Raw genomic sequence first — 17,955 nt, forward strand, 5'->3', positions numbered from 1 at the left:
GGTCCCCCCTTCAGCGCTCACGACGCGAAACCCTTTACCAGGCCCGCGTAGTTGTACCAGCAGAAGGCGACGTAGTACCGCAGCCACCGAGGCTGGCCAGCAGCGAGGCTCAAGGCGCTGCCCCGGACTGCCGCGGCGGCGGGCAGCAGCGCCAGCCTCGCACCGCGCCAGCCGTGCTTGCGGATCATCCGTCCCAGTCCCGTTCCGTCCATGAGGAACTGGTCGAGCGCGAAATCGAAGTCGTCTGCGGCGAAGCGATGTTCGACGACGACCCGGCGTGACACACCCGTTCGCAGCCCTGACTCCCGCATTCGCCAACGCAGCTCGATGTCCTCCCCCGACTTGAACGAGTCGTCGAACCCCATGCTGAGCATCAGGTCTCGGTCGACGATCGTCGCCACGAGCCCGAACCAGTTGCGGCTGCGGCCGGTGCGATGGTGATGTGCCAGCGCCTGCCCCCAGTAGCCTGGTCCAGCGACACTCTCTAGACCGGCTTGGAGGGCGTCGTAGCCGCCCGCGACCAGCTCCGTGAGCAGGTCGGCGACCCCCGTGGGCCCGAACACGACATCGGCGTCGACGAGCAGGACCCAATGGGTGCTGCTGCTCATCACCCCGAGAGTTCGAGCCCAGGGCAGGCCGCGCCCCTCGTCACTCAGGACCCGGGCACCGGCCGCGAGGGCGAGGTCGACGGTGCGGTCAGTGGAGCACCCGTCCACCACGATGATCTCGGCCACACCGGACTGACGCAGGGCCTCCAAACAGCGAGGGAGCAGGTGTTCCGCGTTGCGGGCCGGAACGACGGCGGTGACTTCGGCAGGGCGGTGGTCCACGGCGTCCACCCCTCAGACCTGCTCGTCGAGGACCGACGGCAGCAGCTGCTCGAGATGCCGGACGATGTCGTCCGACGCTTCGTCGGCCGAGTACGCGGAGGGCACCTGCAGCAGGTGGCAGGGACGTCCGTCGAGCGCTTTGGTCAGCACGACCCCCTTAGCAGCGAAGTGCTCGCGCCACGGGACGACGGACGTGGCCGCCAGGCCGGTCACAACCTGCTGCGAGAAGCCCGCCATCTCGATGTGGAAGTTGCCGATCATGCGGTCGACCATCCAATCGGTGGTCCGCTCTACGATCCGAGTCCGGGTGCCCTCGAAGCGCTCGACATAGATGGCGGCCGCGAGTGGGGCCGAGGTGGTCACTTCCCGCCCAGGGAATGCGGTCCCAGCCTCGACCATGCGGTGCTCCGGCGACCACCGGCGGGAGAAGTCCGCGAGGCGCGGATAACGGATGACGTACGGGTGCACCAGCGTGGTGAGACGGCCGACGCTCTGCGAAAGCCCTGAGGGGACGAGGGGCTTCCGGACACCTTCGAACAGGTGGGGGTAGATCGCCCGGTGGTGCGGCTTGATGAACATCGGCTTCGCGTAGCCGAGCAGCGTGGCGTCCTCGGCGAGGAAGGCCCAGTCGTCGCCCATGAACGACCACCCCTCGCGCCGCATCAGCTTGGCGGCGGTGCTCGTCTTACCGGTCCCTCCGGCGGCGGGAAGCGCGATCGCGTGGCCACGGTAGGCCATCGTTGCCGCATGGATCATGGCGGCTCCTCGACCGATCATGGCGGCATCGAGAACCGGGACCACGGAGGTCAACAGCTCGCCCGCCCCGTGGATGCGCCATTGCTCTGCGTCCCTCACGACTTGGACCCGATCGGCATTGAAACGCACGCTGCTCTCCGTGTACGCAAGCTCGTGCTCGAGTAGACCCGCATCCGGCATGGGCTCAGGCCGGTCATCGACGACGATGTCGGCCGGCCGTTCGGCATCCGTGGCGAAACACGCCAGCATGCTCCGGAGTTGGGGTGCTGCCGGCGCCTTTGCGTCGACGCTGATCGTGACGCGGCCGTGGATGTCGAAGTGGAGTGCCTTGGTCTGCGAAGTGCGCATTGTCGTCCCCTGTCTGGGTGGTGTCGGTCAGATGGTGTTGTTGGTGTTGCTGGTGTGGACGGTGTCCGCAGTGTCGTCGCGGTGGCCCATTGCGGGAACCAGCTCATGGGCGGGACCTTGGGCGTCTGGGAGCATCTGGCTTAGGCTTTGGCTCACTGGACTTCCCTCAACGGCGAGCGAAGGGGAGTTGTGCTGGTCGGGCGTGCCATCGAGACGTGGGCGAGCCGGCGCCCCCGCACGTATCCTGCGGATGTGGCTACCAGAACTGCCACCACCGCCCCGGCTCGCGCAAGGCCTTTGGAGTCTCTCCCCGTTGTCCAATCGCTGAGCCCGGAAAAGACGGCCCGGGGCAAGACGCTTCGGACATAGCGCCGCTCCGGGCCCAGGGCCCGCTTGTGGCCCACAATATGGCTCACCTGTGCTTTGGAAATGCCCTCAGACCACGAACGCGACAGCATATAGCGGAAGCTGCCTCTGTGTGCGGGCACATGGTGACGCACCAGGGCGGCAGGCTCGTAGACAATGCGCGAACCTGGGGATCCAATGATGGACCGGATGCAGATCTCGGTTTCCTCGCAGCCCAGGGGCTTAGCGCCCTGACGCCCAAGGGCAACGTTGAAGCCACCCACCTGTCGTACGACTTCGAGCCGAAAGGACATGTTTGCGCCAATAACATTGCGCACCTCGGAGGCGACCTTGGGCATTCCGCGGTGGCTGCACCCGACGATCCAATCAAGCTCCTCGCCGAAGTGGCCGGGACGTCCTCTCTCCCAGAGCGGTTCAACGCGGCCACCCACACCCAGCACATCGACGTCGTCGTAGAGCGCCATCAGCCGTTCGAGCCAATCGGGAGCTGCAACGGCGTCGTCGTCCAGGAATGCCACGACGTCGGATGTCACTAGACTTACGCCGGTATTCCGGGCTCCGGACAGTCCCTTCGGTCCTGAATTTTCCACGAGGGTTACGTCCTTCACCGTGGCGATGAGGCGCTTGTAGAGGTTCACATTGTGGTCCACCACCACAATGAGCTGCTGCGGGGCGTGACTCTGCTTGTTGACGGAGTCAATGACATCCAGCAGAAGGCTCCAACGCTCCTCTGTGTAGGAGCAGATGACCACGGATACCGTGGGCGGTTGAATGGAATTAGACACGTTAGGCTCCTTCTGCCAGTGCCAGTACGCTCTGCGGATCCGTGGGGGTCCGGGGGAAACGCACGTTTGGATAGCTGTACTTGACGCGCCGCAGTGCCTCGGGACGGGCACCGGCCGTGGGCGCCTCCCAGTTGCTGGACTCGCTTGCGAGCGTCCGCAGGACCCTCCACCCGTCACGGAACGTCTGCAGGTTCGAAACACCCGATATGCGTTCAAGTTCGATGCTGGGTACTTCGGCGATGCGCAGGCCGGCTTTGGCCGCCCGCACAATCAGCTCAGTCTCGATTTCGAAACCATCGGAAGCCAGCTGCAAGACCTCCAGGCATTCCCGGCGAAAGGCTATGTACCCGTAGCAGAGGTCCGAGAAGTTGCTGCGGAGCACGGCATTCGCCAGCTCCGTCAAGGCCCGGTTGCCGGCGTTGCGCAGCCAGGTCAGGTCCTCGGAGCCGCCCCCAGTGACGTAGCGGGAGCCTTTCACGAAGTCATAGTCATGTTGCAGGGGCGAAACAAACCAGCCGATTTCCTGGGGGTCCATGCTTCCGTCCGCGTCCAGCATGACGATGATGTCCCCCGAGGCTGCGGCGAATCCGGCCCGGACTGCGATGCCTTTCCCCTTCCTCGGCTCGGCCACAACCACCACGTCGTCCCGAAGGGCCCGGGCAACAGCCACGGTGTGGTCGTGTGAGCGACCGTCCACTATCACCACCTCGTCCACGTACGAGGGCATGCGACGAAGCACCCAAGGTAGATTCATTGCCTCATTCAACGTTGGGATAACAACGCTCACTGAAGCTGTCGGTAACGGAACAACCGGCTCGGATAGAGAAATAGGAAAGCGACTGGGAATAGACATTAGCCTCACCACTTCATGACAATTTGAGGAATTTGGTGGCTTTACGAGATTCGGCAACGGGCGCCTAATCTTCCAATTCAGCGGGACGGATTGTTTTACCCGTGAATAAATCCTGGCCATGCTTTCTCATTGCCCGTGAACTGATTCGTCGAGCCTATGCGGGCGCCCAAGGGTAGTAACGAGTGGTCAATACCTGTTTTTGTTAACTTGGGCACCTAGCGGATCTCTGGGTGCTACGGTGCTTCTCGGCCAAGCAATTTGTGGCGAGATGCCCCGTGACAGGGCGTTAATACTTACGAAATCTTCGGCTCCTCCGGCCCGCCCGGTACCCCCTGGGCGGGGAGGGGTCCCACCAGGCCGGCGCGGGGTGCGTGCCGCACCGAGTTAAAACGCTGCCCGGCGTAAACAGTCGGAATTGGGGTTCCTATTCAGCTAGCGACGACCTAAGATTCCGCAAAGAAGGGTTCTTAATTCGCAGTTGTGATGATGTGCGCCATCACCTCAACTCGCTGAGATATTCATCTCCCAGAAGAAACAGCGAAAATGACCCACCATCACCAGGCGGCACAAACTGGGATGCTCTGTTCGTGATCCCCGGCTTGCATGGGCGCATGGACGGAGCGTTGGGAGGTATCAGGCGGAGGGCGGCCCTCAAACCCGCAAGCTAGCGGTGAGCCGTCCGTCATCTTGCGGAAACGCAACCGGTCATCGCCCACCCATCACGCCGTCGAAGCGCCCCAGTTAACATGCTCGAAACAAGACCGTCATGTGATCTTCACGCTGGGCCCGCTCCTGTAACGTACCCGCAACCTAGCGCCCCATTATCGGAAACACGAAGCGTGAAACATTGAGCGGGGGCGTGGCCCGGAATCACTCGAGGTCCCGTACGGAAGACTTGATGAGAAGGGACACGCAGGTGGAAATCACTGCGGAAAACGTCTGGCTGATGCTGTCGTCGGCCATGGTGCTGTTCATGACCCCCGGCCTCGGCCTCTTCTACGGCGGCATGACCCGCGCCAAGGCGGCGCTCAACATGATCATGATGAGCTTCATCTCGGCCGGCATTGTCGGCGTCGTGTGGGTCCTGTGGGGCTACTCCATGACCACCGGCGACGGCATCCTCGGCCTGTTCGGTAACCCCTTCGCCAACTTTGGCCTGCAGAACCTCATGGGCTCGCCGGACCTCATGAAGGCGGCCTTCAGCGCCACCTTCGCCATCATCACCGTGGCCCTCATTAGCGGCGCCATCGCGGACCGCGCCAAGTTCAGCGCCTGGGCGGTCTTCGTCCCCATCTGGATCACCCTGGTTTACTGCCCGCTGGCCTACATGATCTGGGGCGGTGGCCTCATGAGCGCAGGCGGCGCCCTCACCGCAGTCTTTGGCCAGGTGATCGACTTTGCGGGCGGCGCCGTCGTCGAGGTCAGCTCGGGAACCGCCGCTTTCGTCCTCGCATTGATCGTGGGAAAGCGCCAGGGATTCGCCAAGGATCCCAACCACCGGCCGCACAACATCCCGTTCATCATGCTGGGTGCCGCCATCCTCTGGTTCGGCTGGTTCGGCTTCAACGGCGGTGCCGCCACCACTGCCGAACAGGCCGGCCTCATCTGGGTCAACACCCTGGTCGCACCGGCCGCAGCCATGCTGAGCTGGCTCGTCACCGAGAAGATCCGCCACGGGCACCCCACCTCCCTCGGTGCCGCTTCAGGCGTGGTTGCCGGCCTGGTGGCCATCACCCCGTCCTGCGCCAACATCAGCCCCCTCGCAGCGCTGGGCCTGGGCCTCGTGGCCGGTGCGGCCTGCGCGGTCTTCGTGGACCAGAAATACCGGTTCGGCTTCGACGATTCGCTGGACGTCGTGGGTGTCCACTTCGGAGCCGGCGTTATCGGCACGCTGTCGCTTGGCTTCATCGCCCTGCCGGTGGACGGTGTGGGCGGCGGCCTCCTCTACGGCGGCGGAACACAGCAGCTCGTGGCCCAGATCGTCGCCGTCCTGGTCACCATCGCCCTGTCCGGCCTGGGCACGTTGGTCATCGGCCGCGCCATCCACAGGACCGTCGGCTTCCGCGTCAGCGAGGAAGCCGAGAACGCGGGCGTGGACCTTTCCGAACATGCCGAGACGGCCTACGCATTCGGTGAACTGTCCCGCAGCCGGTTCAACCCCTTCCATCACCCGCTGCCCGTTCCGGCAACAACCAACGCTCCGGCAACTGCCCAGGCACAGGAAAAGCAAGACAGCCTGGTGTAGCCGCCTTGCCGGTTGGAGTTGAGGGGCCGGCGGCGGTCTTTGGGAAGGCCCCCCGGACGTGCCGGGAGTCGTGCCGTCGGCCCTACCACTATCTTAGGAACCGGCGCGTTGCCGGACCATAGGCCGTAATGCCCTAAGCGCACAGGGACGCGGCAATTAGGTCACACGTTTGGGTCTTTTTGATCCGGCCGGACAGGCCTACCGTGGGTCACAGGGAGCAGCCCGCCCGGGCAGCCGAACCACGGAGGATCTTTCTTTGACAACGCACGTCGCAGACTGCAGTGTTTCCAACTGTTCCTTCAACGACCACTCGAATTGCAACGCCGCCGCCATCACCGTCGGCGGGACCCAGGACCACGCATCCTGCGCCACCTTCATCGACACCGGCATGCACGGCGGACTGCCAAAGGTCCTGGCCGACGTCGGAGCCTGCCAGCGCTCCGAATGCGTCCACAACGACCACCTGATGTGCAAGGCCCCCGAGGTCCATGTGGGTCCGGGCGCCGACAACGCGGACTGCCTGACATATTCGCACGCGTAGCGGACGGGGCCAAGCGCGCCCGGCTAAAGCAGAGGACGACGGCGGGACTTCCCGCCGTCGTCCTCTTGCGTTCCTGGCTGCCTCAGTCAGCGGCCGCGGATGCCGGGTGTCAGTCGCCTCTCAGCCATCGCTTGCCGGCGGTTCGGGTTCGGACTTTTCCAGCCAGTTCACTACGCTGCTTCCGCCGTGCGCCCGGTTGAGCGTCTCCTGCAGGGCATCGGCTTCCTGCGCCGCAAGGTCCAGTTCGGACACGGCGGTCATCACGCCCCGGGCGCTTTCATTGTGCGGGCGGGAGTAGTGCGTTCCCGCAGCCGCCGTCCGGTGCCATTCGGCCAGTTCCCGGATGGCCTGCGCGATGGAGCCCTGCGTTTCCGTGAGGCTCCGGAGGATCTCGTGGCTGTCCGATGGAGTGTCCAGGTTCCTGGTGGCACGGGCCAGATAGCGGGCCGCCTCCTGCATCTGCTGCGCCGCGCGCCGTGGTCCGTTAGTCTCTGACACCGTCCTGCTCCTTCGCCTGGCCCGTCATCCGATGGACTCATTGTCCTCCACTCCCGCCGCCCCGGTAGGGCCGGAATGGTTCTTGACAGCGCTGCGGCTCCGGGCGCTAGATGATCAGTAGTGGGGGTCCCACGTCACCGCAGCAACCACAGAAACCCCAGCAACACAGCAAAAGGAGCGGACATGAGCGAGAATCCAAAGACGTCGGAGCGTGTCCACAGCGAGGCTCCGGCCGAAGGCGACGTGAACGCGGATCCACGGGACATCCGGGCGCATTCGCAGGACCCGGCCGAAGGAGCCGACATCACAGTCGCCGACCTTGCAGACGGGGCAGCCGCCGAAAGTTGAATGGTTGTGGACATTGTCGAGTTCCTGTCCGAGCGCATCAGGGAAGACGAGGCAGCGGCCCGGAAAATCCTCAGTGACCGCACGGTCTCCGAATCGGGGCGATGGTACGAACACCGCCTGCTGCTGGAGTGCGAGGCGAAGAAGAGGGTCATCCGGATCGTCGAATCAGCCCGGCAAACGGCGCTTGCCACCATGGTCAGCGACCCCTTCGAGGAGGAGTCCCGCTGGATCCCAGAAGCGATCGAATGGACCACCCGATCGCTGAAGGCGCTGGCGCTGCCCTATGCCGATCACCCGGACTTCGAGGAGGACTGGCTGTAGGTCGGCGGAGTTAGCCCGCGGGCCGCAAGGACGTAATCATCCGCTTGATGCTGCGGTACTCGGGCGTCTCCAGGTAGATCTTGGCCTTCTCCAGATAGGGCAGGGACTCGTCCCCGGGAGTGTCATTGTTCGCCGGATTGTAGAAGGCCCCGAACATGGCTGCATTCGGCGGCCAGGTGAAGAACTGGAAGATGGCGCAGGCCGAGTCCCCCGCCGGCGGAGGACCGGACGTGATCCCGTACGCCGCAGCCGGGGTGTCTGCCGGCCCCGGGGCGGTGGCGTTTCCCCGGGTCTCATAGACGAACCGCGGCGTGGCGCCTTTCAGGGTCAGCGCCGTCAGGTCCTGGGAGTCGAGCACGGAGTATGGGTACCGGTCCACGCAGGTGGACCCTGTTGCCATGTTGGTCCGAAGCGTGGCCAACGGTTTTCCTTCCGCGTTGGAGACCTCCGCGAAGGCGCCTCCTCCCTCCGCCAGTTCCCCTGCCGGATCCCTGACGCTCCACGTGGCGGGAAGGTCGAAAATGAGCTGCCCGTCCGTCGTCGTGTACGTGGTCCATGCCGCCGACTCAGTGGCCGCCGACTCAGTGGAGGTCCCCCCGGCAGCCGCCGTCTTCGTACCGTCCGGGGTATGCGTTGCGCCTGACGGGGCGGCGGCTGGCGCGGACGCCGGCAGGTCGCTCGCGGATTCCGTAGGCGGCCCAGGAGGCCCGGGTTGCTGGCCGCAGCCGGCAAGCAGGAAGGCGAAGACAAGAACGACGGGCAATGCTAAGTGGGACGAAGCCGACGTGCGCATGCCAACCTCCAAGGGCCGCGAGATGGTCCCTTTATTGTGGCCCTGTCACCATCCGCCGTTCCAGATCCGCCGCCACCAGGATCGCTTCAGTTCAGGCTCCGCCGGTTGCGCGGCTGCGGCTGCAGCTGCAGCTGCAGCGCGGCGTTCGCGCCAGCGTTCCACCTCGGCATCAATGTCACGGGTCTTGGTGACGACGGGCGGTCCGCCTTGGAGCTGGCGGCGGGCATCGATCACACGCTTGTTGAAGTCCGCCAGGATGTCGCGGACCTGCTTCTCGGCATACTGGGCGTCGAGCCTGGAATCCAGTTCTGCGTCTTCGGTCCGAAGGAGGATGGCTTTCGGACCCATACCGGTGAGGTTCTCGCGCTGGATCAGGCCCTTGACCCACCAGTCGGGATCGTAGCCCTCGCCCAGCCCCGGGATGGGTTTGCCGGCGTACTTCAGGTTGTCGAACTTCCCCTGGGCCATGGCGTCCCGGATCAGGTATTCGGCCCGCTTGGCGTCGTCCACTTTCCGGAGCTTTTCCCGCTCTTTTTCCTCTGCGGCGGCGAGCTCGGCTTCCTCCGCGGCCGTCATGCCGGTTGCCCGGACGGCCCGCAGTTCGACGGCTCGTTCCAAGCGGCGCTTGAACGAGCTGCCGGCTCCTTCGCTGGTCATGTCCACACCGCCCCTGGCCGATCCTGAATAACCTGCCTTCCAGTATTCAGAGCCTCCGCGGGAGTTTCAATATGGCGGTTGCGGGACCCGCGTGGGCGGGGCGGGCGGCAATCGGCACCCCGGCTTAAAGCGCTTCATTAATTTCCCCCAACACCACCTTGCCGATAAGCCTCCCGAGAGGCCGACGCGACGCCTTCCGTCGCATAAACCGCCACACCAAGGGTTTTTGGCGGCGACAAGTGACGCTTGACACGCTTACGCCACACCCTTTACCCTAAATTGAAACGCTTCAAAAGAAGCACACTTCAAGGAGGAACTGTGGTTTCTGTAGTGTCGCGGCCCAAGGCCCGCGTTCTTGCCCCCGTAGTTGCATCAGTCGGTGCACTCGCTCTCCTGCTGACCGGCTGCGGAGCCGGCGGCGGTACTTCCGCCCAGGGGTCGAAGGAATTTACGTATCTGACCAACGTCGAAAACACCACCATCCGTGGCGAGCTTGAGGCCCTGAGCAAGGACCAGTGCAAGGCCGAGAACGAAGCGGCGCCCCTGAAGATTGAAACGGTCCCCCAGACCAGCCTGGACCAGAAGCTGCAATTGCTTGCCGGCCAGAACGCGCTCCCCACCCAGTTTGCTGCCGGCAACGCCCCCGCCCTGACCCAGGACCTGGACAAGTCCGGCAACGTCCTGGACTTTGAGAAGGCGCTCAAGGACCTGAACATTTCGGACGCCATCCTGCCGGGTGCCGCGTCCACCATTAAGTCCCTCTATGGCGGCAAGCTCAACGTCCTGCCATACCAGTACAACGTCGAGGGTGTCTGGTACAACAAGAAGCTCTTTGCTGAGAACGACATCGAAGCTCCGAAGACCTGGGACGATTTCGTCGCAGCCGGTGAAAAGCTTAAGGCGGCCGGGGTCACGCCCCTTTCCGCGTCGGGCAAGCAGGGCTGGCCGCTGACCCGACTCGTCAGCGGCTACCTCTTCTCGGACCTCGGCCCGGATGCCCTGAAGAAGGTAGCGGACGGCGAAGCGAAGCTGACGGACCCTGAATACGTCAAGGCAGCTGAAGCGATTGCCGATCTCGGCTCCAAGGGCTATTTCGGCCAGGGTATCGGGTCCATCGACTACGACACCGCCGCCTCCCAGTTCCTAAGCGGCAAGGCCGGCATGTTCTACATGGGCAGCTGGATCCTCTCGAACTTCAACGACAAGGCGCAGAACAAGATCGGCGAGGAAAACATCGGCTTCATGCCCTTCCCCAAGGTCGCCGGGGGTCAGGGTATCGACAACCAGTACGCCGCCAACGTCGGCCTGCCGATGACCTTCAACGCCAAGAAGTACGACGACAAGGCCTCCGCGTGGCTTAAGTGCATCGCCACCAACTACGGCAGCACCGCGCTGAAGGACAAGAACTCAATCTCCGGATTCAAGCTGAGCACTCCGGTGGACAGCGTCCCCCCGCTGGTGAAGTCCACGCAGGAGACGGTGAACAACACCAAGGAGAGCGTCCTTTGGTTCGAAGCACTCTTCAGCACCAAGGCCACCACCACCAGCCAGACCAACGCCGCGGGCCTCGTCTCCGGCAGCATCACCCCGCAGAAGTTCATGGAACTCGTCCAGAACGACCTGAACACCAAGTAAGCGGCCCTGCCGGGGCCGGCGAAAGCCTGCCCCGGCAGCCGGTACCCCAATTCCGATGAAAGAAGCACCATGAACAACGTCCTCGGAGACAAGAAGGCCGTAGTTGTCCTGCTTGGTCCCGCACTGCTGGTCTACACCCTGGCTATGCTGGTTCCAGTCTTCTGGTCCCTCGGCTACACATTCCTCTCCGGCAACGCCATCACGGGCTTCACCTTCGCCGGACTCTCCAACTTCGAAAAGCTCTTCTCCGACCCCGCCGTCGGAGAGGCCCTCTGGTTCACCGTCCGCTACGCCGTCGTCATCACGGCAGGTCAGGTCCTCCTGGGCTACTTCCTCTCGCTCCTTTACGTGTTTGCCCTCAAACGGGGTTCAAGCCTTATCCGGACCCTGGTCTTCTTCCCCGTCGTACTGCCGACGGTCGCTGTCGCACTCCTGTTCCAGAAGATGTTCGAAATCGCCCCGCAGAACGGCCTCGTCAACTCGGCCCTGAATGTCTTCGGGATGGGCTCCATCGACTGGCTCGGCGACGGGTCCAAAGCCTTCTGGGTCATCGTCATCATGGACCTCTGGAGGTCCATGGGCTTCTACGCCGTCCTGCTCTACACGGGGCTGGTGGACATCCCCGAAGACATCCTCGAATCAGCCCGCCTTGACGGGGCACAAGGACTCCGCCTCATCCGGCACATCGTCCTGCCGCTCTCGCTGCCGGTGCTGCTGTCCTCCATCATCTTCAGCATCAACGGCACACTGAAGGTCTTCGACTCGATCGTGGCCCTCACCAACGGCGGTCCCGGCAGCGCCACCACACCGCTGACGCTGCACATGTTCAGGACCTCATTCACCTACGGCGACTACGGCTACGGCAGCACAGTGGCTCTGCTCCTGACGATCCTGTGCCTGATCGTCACCCTGTTCATCTTCCGCTCGTCGCGCCGCGACCTGACCAAGGACTGACCGACGATGACCGCACCCGCGACACTCCGGGCCCGCACCGCTGCCGGCCCCTCCGCACCGCCCCGCCGCCGCGCACCAAGGATCAAAGCACTCAAGCGCCTGCCCGTCCAGCTGCTGGTGGCCGTCCTGCTGATCGTGGAGATCTACCCCCTGGTCTGGCTCTTCATGGGTTCCTTCAAGACCCAGGACGAGTTCCTCAACAGCCCGGTCTGGACTCTCCCGCAGAACTTCAGCTTCGACAACTACACCGAGGCCTGGACCACCGGCAACCTCGCCACTTACGTCGCCAACAGCCTGATCGCCACGATCCCCTCACTCTTCCTCATCGTGCTCTTCGGCGTCGCCGCCGGATTCGCCCTCGAGGTCCTGGTGTGGAAGGGCCGTAACGCCGTCCTGCTGACCTTCCTCGCCGGGATCATGGTCCCGGGCCAGATGATCCTGCTCCCGCTCTTCTCCGCCTACTTCCAGGTAGGCCTTACCGGAACGCTCTGGCCGCTGATCATCACGTACACCGCCACCGGCCTTCCGCTGACCGTGTTCATGATGGCCACGTACTTCCGGGCCGTGCCGAGGGAAGTCTTCGAGGCGGCAACCCTCGACGGCGCCAGCATGATCCGCGCGTTCTTCTCCATCGGCTTCCCTATGGTCCGCAACGCCGTCTTCACCGTCGCGCTGGTCCAGTTCTTTTTCATCTGGAACGACCTGCTCATCGCGCTGACGTTCACCAACAACGCCCAACTGAACACCATCCAGGTCGGCCTGCTGAACTTCACCGGCGAATTCGGCGCAGTACAGTACGGCCCCCTCTTCGCCGCGATCTGCATCAACGTCTTCGGCACACTGGTCCTCTACCTCTTCCTGAACCAGCGCGTCATGAAGGGCCTCGCCGGCGGCGCGGTCAAAGGCTAGGACAGACCTTGGCACGCCGCGCATCGACCGATGATCCGAAATCCAACCAGCACCAGGAGCAGCACACCATGCCAACGACCGTAAAGCCGGCAACCTTCGATCATCTCCGCGAAGCCCTCGGCGTTGGCAACAGCACTCCCCGCATCTCCTGGAAGACGCTGGCGGCGCCGGGCTGGACGCAGGCGGCATACCAGATTGAAACGACGAGCAACGGGGAAACCCACGTCAGTGAGCGCATCGCATCCGCGGATTCCGTCCTGGTCCCTTGGCCGGCCGCCCCCTTAAACTCTGGGGATGAGGCAGCAGTCCGGGTCCGGGTCTGGGGCGCGGGCGACGCTGATCCGAGTGACTGGAGCGCGCACTCAGTCGTCGAAGCGGGCCTCCTGCGGCCCGAGGACTGGACTGCCTCAGCCATCACCCACGCGTGGGATGAAGACCCCGAGTCGGACCGCCGGCCGCCCTTGCTGCGACGGGATTTCTCCGTCCCCGCGCCCGTCGCCAAAGCCAGGCTCTACGTCACCGCCCACGGTCTCTACGAAGTCGAAATCAACGGCACACGGGTCGGCAACGACACCCTGTCCCCCGGCTGGACTGTCTACGGAGAGCGGCTGCGCTACTACACCTACGACGTCACGGAACTGATCCGCGAAGGCGATAACGCCGTCGGAAGCTGGCTGGCGGACGGCTGGTACCGGGGGCGGATCGGCTTCCACGACGGCTACAGGAACCTGTACGGCGACAAAGTCGCCCTGCTGGCGCAGCTCCAGATCACGCACGACGACGGGTCCGTCACCGTGGTGGGGACGGACCAGACCTGGAAGGCAGCCTTCGGTCCCATCGGATTCACCGGCCTCTACGAGGGCGAAAGCTACGACGCCCGGGAGTTGCCGGCAGGCTGGAGCCAGCCCGGGTTCGACGACGAAGGATGGGGCCCTGTCCTCGCTGTTCCGCGCGACCCCGCCACCCTTGTTGCTCCGGATGGGCCGCCGGTCCGCTGCACCGAAGAAGTCCGCCCGGCCCGGATCTTCACCAGCCCGGCAGGCAAGACGCTTGTAGATTTTGGCCAGAACCTGGTCGGCCGCCTCCGGATCACGGTCCAGGGCCAACCCGGGGACACGGTGACGCTTCGCCACGCCGAGGTGTTGCAGGAGGGAGAACTCTTCACCAGGCCGCTGCGCCGCGCCATCTCCACCGACTCCTACACGATTGCCGGCACGGAACCGGAAACCTGGGAGCCGCGCTTCACCATCCACGGTTTCCGCTACGCCGAAATTAAGGGCTGGACCGGCGGGGAGATCAGCGCCAACGTCGCTGCCCGGGTCTACCACACGGACATGGAGCGCACCGGCTGGTTCGACAGCTCCAACCCGGGCCTGAACCGCCTGCACGAAAACGTGCGCTGGAGCATGCGCGGAAACTTCGTTGACATCCCCACTGATTGCCCCCAACGGGACGAACGGCTCGGCTGGACCGGCGACATCCAGGTGTTCGCTCCCACGGCATCGTTCCTCTACGACTGCTCCGGCATGCTGACGTCCTGGCTCAAGGACGTCGCCATCGAACAGCTCCCGGACGGGACTATTCCCTGGTACGTCCCGGTCATCCCGGGCGGTGACGAGTGGACCCCCATCCGCCCGGGCGCCGTCTGGGGCGACGTGGCAGTCCTGACCCCCTGGACCATCTACCAGCGCTTCGGCGACACACAGGTGCTTCGGGACCAGTACGCCAGCGCCAAAGCATGGGTGGACCTCATGGACACCCGGGCCGGCGGCACCCATCTCTGGAACACCGGCTTCCAGCTGGGCGACTGGCTTGATCCCACGGCCCCTCCGCACGACCCCACCGCCGCCAAGACGGACCCGTACCTGGTGGCCACGGCCTACTTCGCCTGGTCGGCCGTGCATTTGGGAAAGATCGCCAGCGTCCTGGGAAACACCGCTGACGAACTGCACTACACCGAGCTCGGACGTGCGGTCGCCAGAGCATTCGCAGACGAATACATCTACCCCACCGGAGCCGTTGCCGGGGACGCGCAGACAGCATACGCGCTGGCCATCGTTTTCGACCTCTTCCCGAGCGAAGAGCAGAAACAGCTCGCCGGACGGCGCCTGGCCGAACTGGTTTTCGACGGCGGAAACAGGATTGCAACCGGCTTCGCGGGCACACCGGTCATCTCCGATGCCCTGACCGACGTGGGGGCCCTGGATACCGCCTATGACCTGCTGCTCGAAAAGGAATGCCCGTCCTGGCTCTACGCCGTGGAACAGGGCGGCACCACCATCTGGGAACGCTGGGACGCCATGCAGCCCGACGGCACCGTCAACCCGGGAAACATGACCTCCTTCAACCACTACGCGCTCGGAGCCGTGGCGGACTGGATGCACCGCGTGGTGGCAGGAATTGCACCGCTGGCACCGGGCTACCGCAGGATCCTTTTCAAGCCCCGCCCGGGCGGACATCTCACACATGCATCAGCCAGGCACGAAACACCCTACGGGACGGCCAGCATCTCCTGGACCGTCCGGGACACCGGTTTCGACGTCCATGTTGAGGTTCCCACCGGCTGCACCGCCCGTGTGGAACTGCCCGGCCAGGCACCGCTGGAGGTGGGGTCGGGGGCGTTCAGCTACGCAGTGGAACCGGTGGCGTAGAACTCACGACGGCGCCGGGGCGGATTCCGCCCCGGCGCCGTTCGCGTTAAGGCGCTGTTCGGGCTTTAACGGCCCAGGGTGCTGGCACGGGCAAACAACGTGGGTTCCAGCATCAGGTTGCGGTGGACGTGCTGACCGGGCTCGTTTACTTCCTCCAGGAGGAGCTTGGTGGCAACCCGGCCCATCTCATGCCCTGGCTGGCCGATGGTGGACATCGGTATGGCGCCTTCGGTGGCGAACTGGTTGTTGTCATAGCCGATCACGGCGATGTCCTGCGGAACGCGCAGACCGTACGTTCCCGTGAGTTCATGAATGATGCCCGCTGCCAGCTGGTCAGACGGCGCGATGATGCCGTCGGGCATCCTGCTCCGGCCCCGGCTGGCAAGGTCCCCCGCAATGCGGCGGCCCTCCGGGCTGTTAAGGCTGCGGCCGATGATCACTTCGAGAGAGACGGCTCCCCTGGTCTCCGACGCGGCGCGCATGGCGCCCTTGCGGCGGTCGTTCACGGCGTGCAGGTCATCGGGACCGCCCGCGAACACCAGCCTGCGGCGGCCCAGGTCAATGAGGTGCCGGGCAGCGAGATAGCCGCCATGTTCTTCGTCGACGAGGACACTGCAGCAATCCGTCCGGCCGCCGGCGTAGTTGACCAGCACGATGTTCCGGCCGTGGCGACGCACGCGGTCGACCCCTTCGAGCCCCGCATCAAGCGGCGCAAGAATGATGCCGGCAACGCGGGCCTCATCGAAAATGTCGAGGTAGCCTTCCTGCCTTTGAAAATCGACGTCGCTGTTCGCCAGGAGCAGTGAATGGCCCTGCTCGTGCGCCGCGCTCTCTGCACCGCGCGCAATATCAACAAAGAGTGAGTTTCCGACGTCGGTGAGCACCAAGCCGATCGTCCGGCTCTTCCCGGCCGCCAGGGACCGGGCTGCGTCGTTACGGACAAAACCTAGCTCGTCAATCGCCGCCTGAACCCGCTTCCGAGTCTTTTCCGACACAATCTCCGGCTTGTTCAGCGCGTTGGAAACTGTCCCCAGCGAAACGCCGGCAACGCGAGCCACATCATTCATGCTCGGCGCAGGCTCGGTCCCCGCCTCCGTGGTGCTTTCTTTTGGCACGTTTCCGTTGCTCCTCTGTGACAGCCTGACTCTCCATTTTTTCACACGAATAGTCCAGTACCTGACGCGTCCGCCGGTCCTAAAATTGTCTTGTTGGGACAGTCAGGAAAGGGTGTGAGACCGATGGCAGAGCACTATGCCTCCGGGGTCTGGCATGTAAAGCAAGGGAACGACGGCCAGTTCGTGCAGAAGTGGACGGAGTTCCTTCAGTGGTCGCGGGAGAACTACCCGTCGATGGTCGTGGCCAAGCTCCTGCACGACAAGGGTGCCCCAGGGCGGTACCTGTCGTATTCGGAGTGGAGTGACGAAACGTCCCGGGACGCATGGAAGCAGGACCCCGAGTTCAGGACCCGCATCGGCGCATGCGTAGCGCTGTGCGAGGACATGCACGGGGCCGACTACGACGTCGCGGCCATCGTCAGCTCGCAGCACCAGGCCATTAAGTAGCAATGACCAGCGGTCGACGGCGGGACATACCGCCGTCGACCGCTTTCGTTTTGCCCCTTACCGCGAGAGCTTGGCCTCGTCCGGTTTGGGGTCGCCGATGTGGCCGGGCGCGTTGGCGGCGAGGACGCGTTCCACGAACGCGCCGTATTCCTCCATGTAATGGCGCAGGAAGTCCGCGGTGGCCTGGTTGGTGATCGTTCCGTCGTCGGCAAAGTCGGCGGGATCGAACTTCAGGTAGACCTCGGGGGCGTTGAGCTGCGGCGCGTCCAGGAAGCTGAGTACGGCCCGCATGGAGGACTGCATCACGGCAGTGCCGATACTGCCCGGAGAGGCGCCGATAATGCCGGTCGGTTTGCGGGCGAAGGAGTTGGTGCCCCAGGGGCGGGATCCCCAGTCGATGGCGTTCTTGAGGGCGCCGGGGATGGAGCGGTTGTATTCGGGAGACACGAACAGGATGCCGTCGGAGCCCTCGATCGCTTCCTTCAGCGCACGTCCGGCGGGTGGAAAATCGGCGTCGTAGTCATAGCTGTAGAGCGGGAGATCCTTGATGGGGATCTCGGTGAACTCGAGGTCCCCGGGAGCAAGTTTGACGAGGGCATTGGCGAGCGTGCGGTTGATGGAGCCGCGGGCCAGGCTTCCGACGAAGTAGCCGATCTTGAACGATGCCATGCGACAGATCCCTTCTTTGGGCCGGTCTGAGCCGGCTGGCCGACTGGTGGGCCATGCCCTGACGCAGGCTCGGCCCGTCAGCCAGTCCAGCACAGAAGACGTGCGGGGGCTAGAGGCACGAAGTGACCGGGGACATAGGATTTAAACATTGCTGCTGTTCGGGGTCATGAAGGCCCGAACCGGCTGGTAGTCACGGCTGCCGGAAGCGGGGGGGGGGGGGGGGGGGGGGGCGCG

The 17,955-nt window shown here is 64.3% G+C and carries 19 protein-coding genes; 9 read left to right on the plus strand and 10 right to left on the minus strand.

Annotated elements, in window-relative coordinates; genetic code table 11:
• Positions 1-17: 17 nt before the first annotated feature.
• The 5 genes from AC07YR_RS14460 to AC07YR_RS14480 are packed head-to-tail and all read right to left on the minus strand — an operon-like array spanning position 18 to position 3,938.
• Complete coding sequence (locus AC07YR_RS14460) at positions 18-839, minus strand: glycosyltransferase family 2 protein (RefSeq protein WP_436058685.1); 822 nt, start codon at positions 837-839, stop codon at positions 18-20.
• A 3-nt stretch (positions 840-842) separates the two neighbouring features.
• The gene (locus AC07YR_RS14465; protein WP_436058686.1) at positions 843-1,934 is read right to left on the minus strand and encodes a hypothetical protein; all 1,092 of its coding nucleotides are present in this window, start codon (positions 1,932-1,934) and stop codon (positions 843-845) included.
• Between the two features lie 27 nt (positions 1,935-1,961).
• Complete coding sequence (locus tag AC07YR_RS14470) at positions 1,962-2,090, minus strand: hypothetical protein (RefSeq protein ID WP_436058687.1); 129 nt, start codon at positions 2,088-2,090, stop codon at positions 1,962-1,964.
• Positions 2,087-3,085 (minus strand): glycosyltransferase family 2 protein, encoded by a 999-nt coding sequence (locus AC07YR_RS14475; protein WP_436058688.1) that lies wholly within the window; start codon positions 3,083-3,085, stop codon positions 2,087-2,089. Before AC07YR_RS14475 ends, AC07YR_RS14470 begins: the two co-directional genes overlap by 4 nt.
• Before the next feature lies 1 nt (position 3,086).
• On the minus strand, positions 3,087-3,938 hold the full coding sequence (locus AC07YR_RS14480; RefSeq protein ID WP_494734391.1) for a glycosyltransferase family 2 protein: 852 nt from the start codon (positions 3,936-3,938) through the stop codon (positions 3,087-3,089).
• Positions 3,939-4,854: 916 nt separating this feature from the next.
• Between AC07YR_RS14480 and AC07YR_RS14485 the strand changes: the two genes are divergently transcribed.
• Entirely contained in the window at positions 4,855-6,183 is a 1,329-nt protein-coding gene (locus AC07YR_RS14485) for an ammonium transporter (RefSeq protein ID WP_436059367.1), read from the plus strand.
• 256 nt (positions 6,184-6,439) lie between these two features.
• The gene (locus tag AC07YR_RS14490; protein ID WP_055807503.1) at positions 6,440-6,724 is read left to right on the plus strand and encodes a DUF1540 domain-containing protein; all 285 of its coding nucleotides are present in this window, start codon (positions 6,440-6,442) and stop codon (positions 6,722-6,724) included.
• Between the two features lie 120 nt (positions 6,725-6,844).
• Here the strand turns inward: AC07YR_RS14490 and AC07YR_RS14495 are convergent, their stop codons facing one another.
• The gene (locus tag AC07YR_RS14495) at positions 6,845-7,222 is read right to left on the minus strand and encodes a hypothetical protein (RefSeq protein WP_494734392.1); all 378 of its coding nucleotides are present in this window, start codon (positions 7,220-7,222) and stop codon (positions 6,845-6,847) included.
• 183 nt (positions 7,223-7,405) lie between these two features.
• Between AC07YR_RS14495 and AC07YR_RS14500 the strand changes: the two genes are divergently transcribed.
• Complete coding sequence (locus tag AC07YR_RS14500; protein ID WP_197024942.1) at positions 7,406-7,570, plus strand: hypothetical protein; 165 nt, start codon at positions 7,406-7,408, stop codon at positions 7,568-7,570.
• A complete protein-coding gene (locus tag AC07YR_RS14505) occupies positions 7,571-7,891 on the plus strand; it encodes a DUF6221 family protein (RefSeq protein WP_235506141.1) in 321 nt (106 codons plus the stop codon).
• 10 nt (positions 7,892-7,901) lie between these two features.
• On the opposite strand, the gene AC07YR_RS14510 is transcribed toward AC07YR_RS14505, so the two are convergent.
• Positions 7,902-8,684: a hypothetical protein gene (locus AC07YR_RS14510; RefSeq protein ID WP_436058691.1), complete on the minus strand. Its 783-nt coding sequence runs from the start codon at positions 8,682-8,684 to the stop codon at positions 7,902-7,904.
• A gap of 45 nt (positions 8,685-8,729) precedes the next feature.
• The gene (locus AC07YR_RS14515; RefSeq protein WP_436058692.1) at positions 8,730-9,341 is read right to left on the minus strand and encodes a DnaJ family domain-containing protein; all 612 of its coding nucleotides are present in this window, start codon (positions 9,339-9,341) and stop codon (positions 8,730-8,732) included.
• Between the two features lie 318 nt (positions 9,342-9,659).
• On the opposite strand from AC07YR_RS14515, the gene AC07YR_RS14520 reads away from it, so the two are divergent.
• From AC07YR_RS14520 to AC07YR_RS14535, 4 genes are all read left to right on the plus strand, one after another.
• Entirely contained in the window at positions 9,660-10,976 is a 1,317-nt protein-coding gene (locus tag AC07YR_RS14520; protein WP_494734393.1) for an ABC transporter substrate-binding protein, read from the plus strand.
• A gap of 69 nt (positions 10,977-11,045) precedes the next feature.
• Positions 11,046-11,930, plus strand: a complete 885-nt coding sequence (locus AC07YR_RS14525; RefSeq protein ID WP_436058694.1) for a carbohydrate ABC transporter permease — start codon at positions 11,046-11,048, stop codon at positions 11,928-11,930.
• A gap of 6 nt (positions 11,931-11,936) precedes the next feature.
• Positions 11,937-12,839 (plus strand): carbohydrate ABC transporter permease, encoded by a 903-nt coding sequence (locus AC07YR_RS14530; RefSeq protein ID WP_436058695.1) that lies wholly within the window; start codon positions 11,937-11,939, stop codon positions 12,837-12,839.
• A 68-nt stretch (positions 12,840-12,907) separates the two neighbouring features.
• A complete protein-coding gene (locus tag AC07YR_RS14535; RefSeq protein WP_494734394.1) occupies positions 12,908-15,490 on the plus strand; it encodes a family 78 glycoside hydrolase catalytic domain in 2,583 nt (860 codons plus the stop codon).
• A 65-nt stretch (positions 15,491-15,555) separates the two neighbouring features.
• Here the strand turns inward: AC07YR_RS14535 and AC07YR_RS14540 are convergent, their stop codons facing one another.
• Positions 15,556-16,605: a LacI family DNA-binding transcriptional regulator gene (locus AC07YR_RS14540; RefSeq protein ID WP_494734395.1), complete on the minus strand. Its 1,050-nt coding sequence runs from the start codon at positions 16,603-16,605 to the stop codon at positions 15,556-15,558.
• A gap of 123 nt (positions 16,606-16,728) precedes the next feature.
• On the opposite strand from AC07YR_RS14540, the gene AC07YR_RS14545 reads away from it, so the two are divergent.
• Complete coding sequence (locus AC07YR_RS14545) at positions 16,729-17,052, plus strand: antibiotic biosynthesis monooxygenase family protein (protein ID WP_055807516.1); 324 nt, start codon at positions 16,729-16,731, stop codon at positions 17,050-17,052.
• Between the two features lie 57 nt (positions 17,053-17,109).
• On the opposite strand, the gene AC07YR_RS14550 is transcribed toward AC07YR_RS14545, so the two are convergent.
• The gene (locus AC07YR_RS14550; RefSeq protein WP_436058698.1) at positions 17,110-17,721 is read right to left on the minus strand and encodes an NADPH-dependent FMN reductase; all 612 of its coding nucleotides are present in this window, start codon (positions 17,719-17,721) and stop codon (positions 17,110-17,112) included.
• Positions 17,722-17,955: the final 234 nt, after the last annotated feature.

The sequence above is a fragment of the Arthrobacter sp. GW460-12-1-14-TSB2 genome (assembly GCF_059423525.1).

Bases quoted from the DNA above. Each gene is read 5' to 3' on its own strand.
- AC07YR_RS14530 (WP_436058695.1), top strand. From the start codon at position 11,937: ATGACCGCACCCGCGACACTCCGGGCCCGCACCGCTGCCGGCCCCTCC.
- AC07YR_RS14525 (WP_436058694.1), top strand. From the start codon at position 11,046: ATGAACAACGTCCTCGGAGACAAGAAGGCCGTAGTTGTCCTGCTTGGT.
- AC07YR_RS14465 (WP_436058686.1), bottom strand. From the start codon at position 1,934: ATGCGCACTTCGCAGACCAAGGCACTCCACTTCGACATCCACGGCCGC.
- AC07YR_RS14515 (WP_436058692.1), bottom strand. From the start codon at position 9,341: ATGACCAGCGAAGGAGCCGGCAGCTCGTTCAAGCGCCGCTTGGAACGA.
- AC07YR_RS14505 (WP_235506141.1), top strand. From the start codon at position 7,571: ATGGTTGTGGACATTGTCGAGTTCCTGTCCGAGCGCATCAGGGAAGAC.
- AC07YR_RS14500 (WP_197024942.1), top strand. From the start codon at position 7,406: ATGAGCGAGAATCCAAAGACGTCGGAGCGTGTCCACAGCGAGGCTCCG.
- AC07YR_RS14510 (WP_436058691.1), bottom strand. From the start codon at position 8,684: ATGCGCACGTCGGCTTCGTCCCACTTAGCATTGCCCGTCGTTCTTGTC.
- AC07YR_RS14480 (WP_494734391.1), bottom strand. From the start codon at position 3,938: ATGTCTATTCCCAGTCGCTTTCCTATTTCTCTATCCGAGCCGGTTGTT.
- AC07YR_RS14545 (WP_055807516.1), top strand. From the start codon at position 16,729: ATGGCAGAGCACTATGCCTCCGGGGTCTGGCATGTAAAGCAAGGGAAC.
- AC07YR_RS14535 (WP_494734394.1), top strand. From the start codon at position 12,908: ATGCCAACGACCGTAAAGCCGGCAACCTTCGATCATCTCCGCGAAGCC.
- AC07YR_RS14550 (WP_436058698.1), bottom strand. From the start codon at position 17,721: ATGGCATCGTTCAAGATCGGCTACTTCGTCGGAAGCCTGGCCCGCGGC.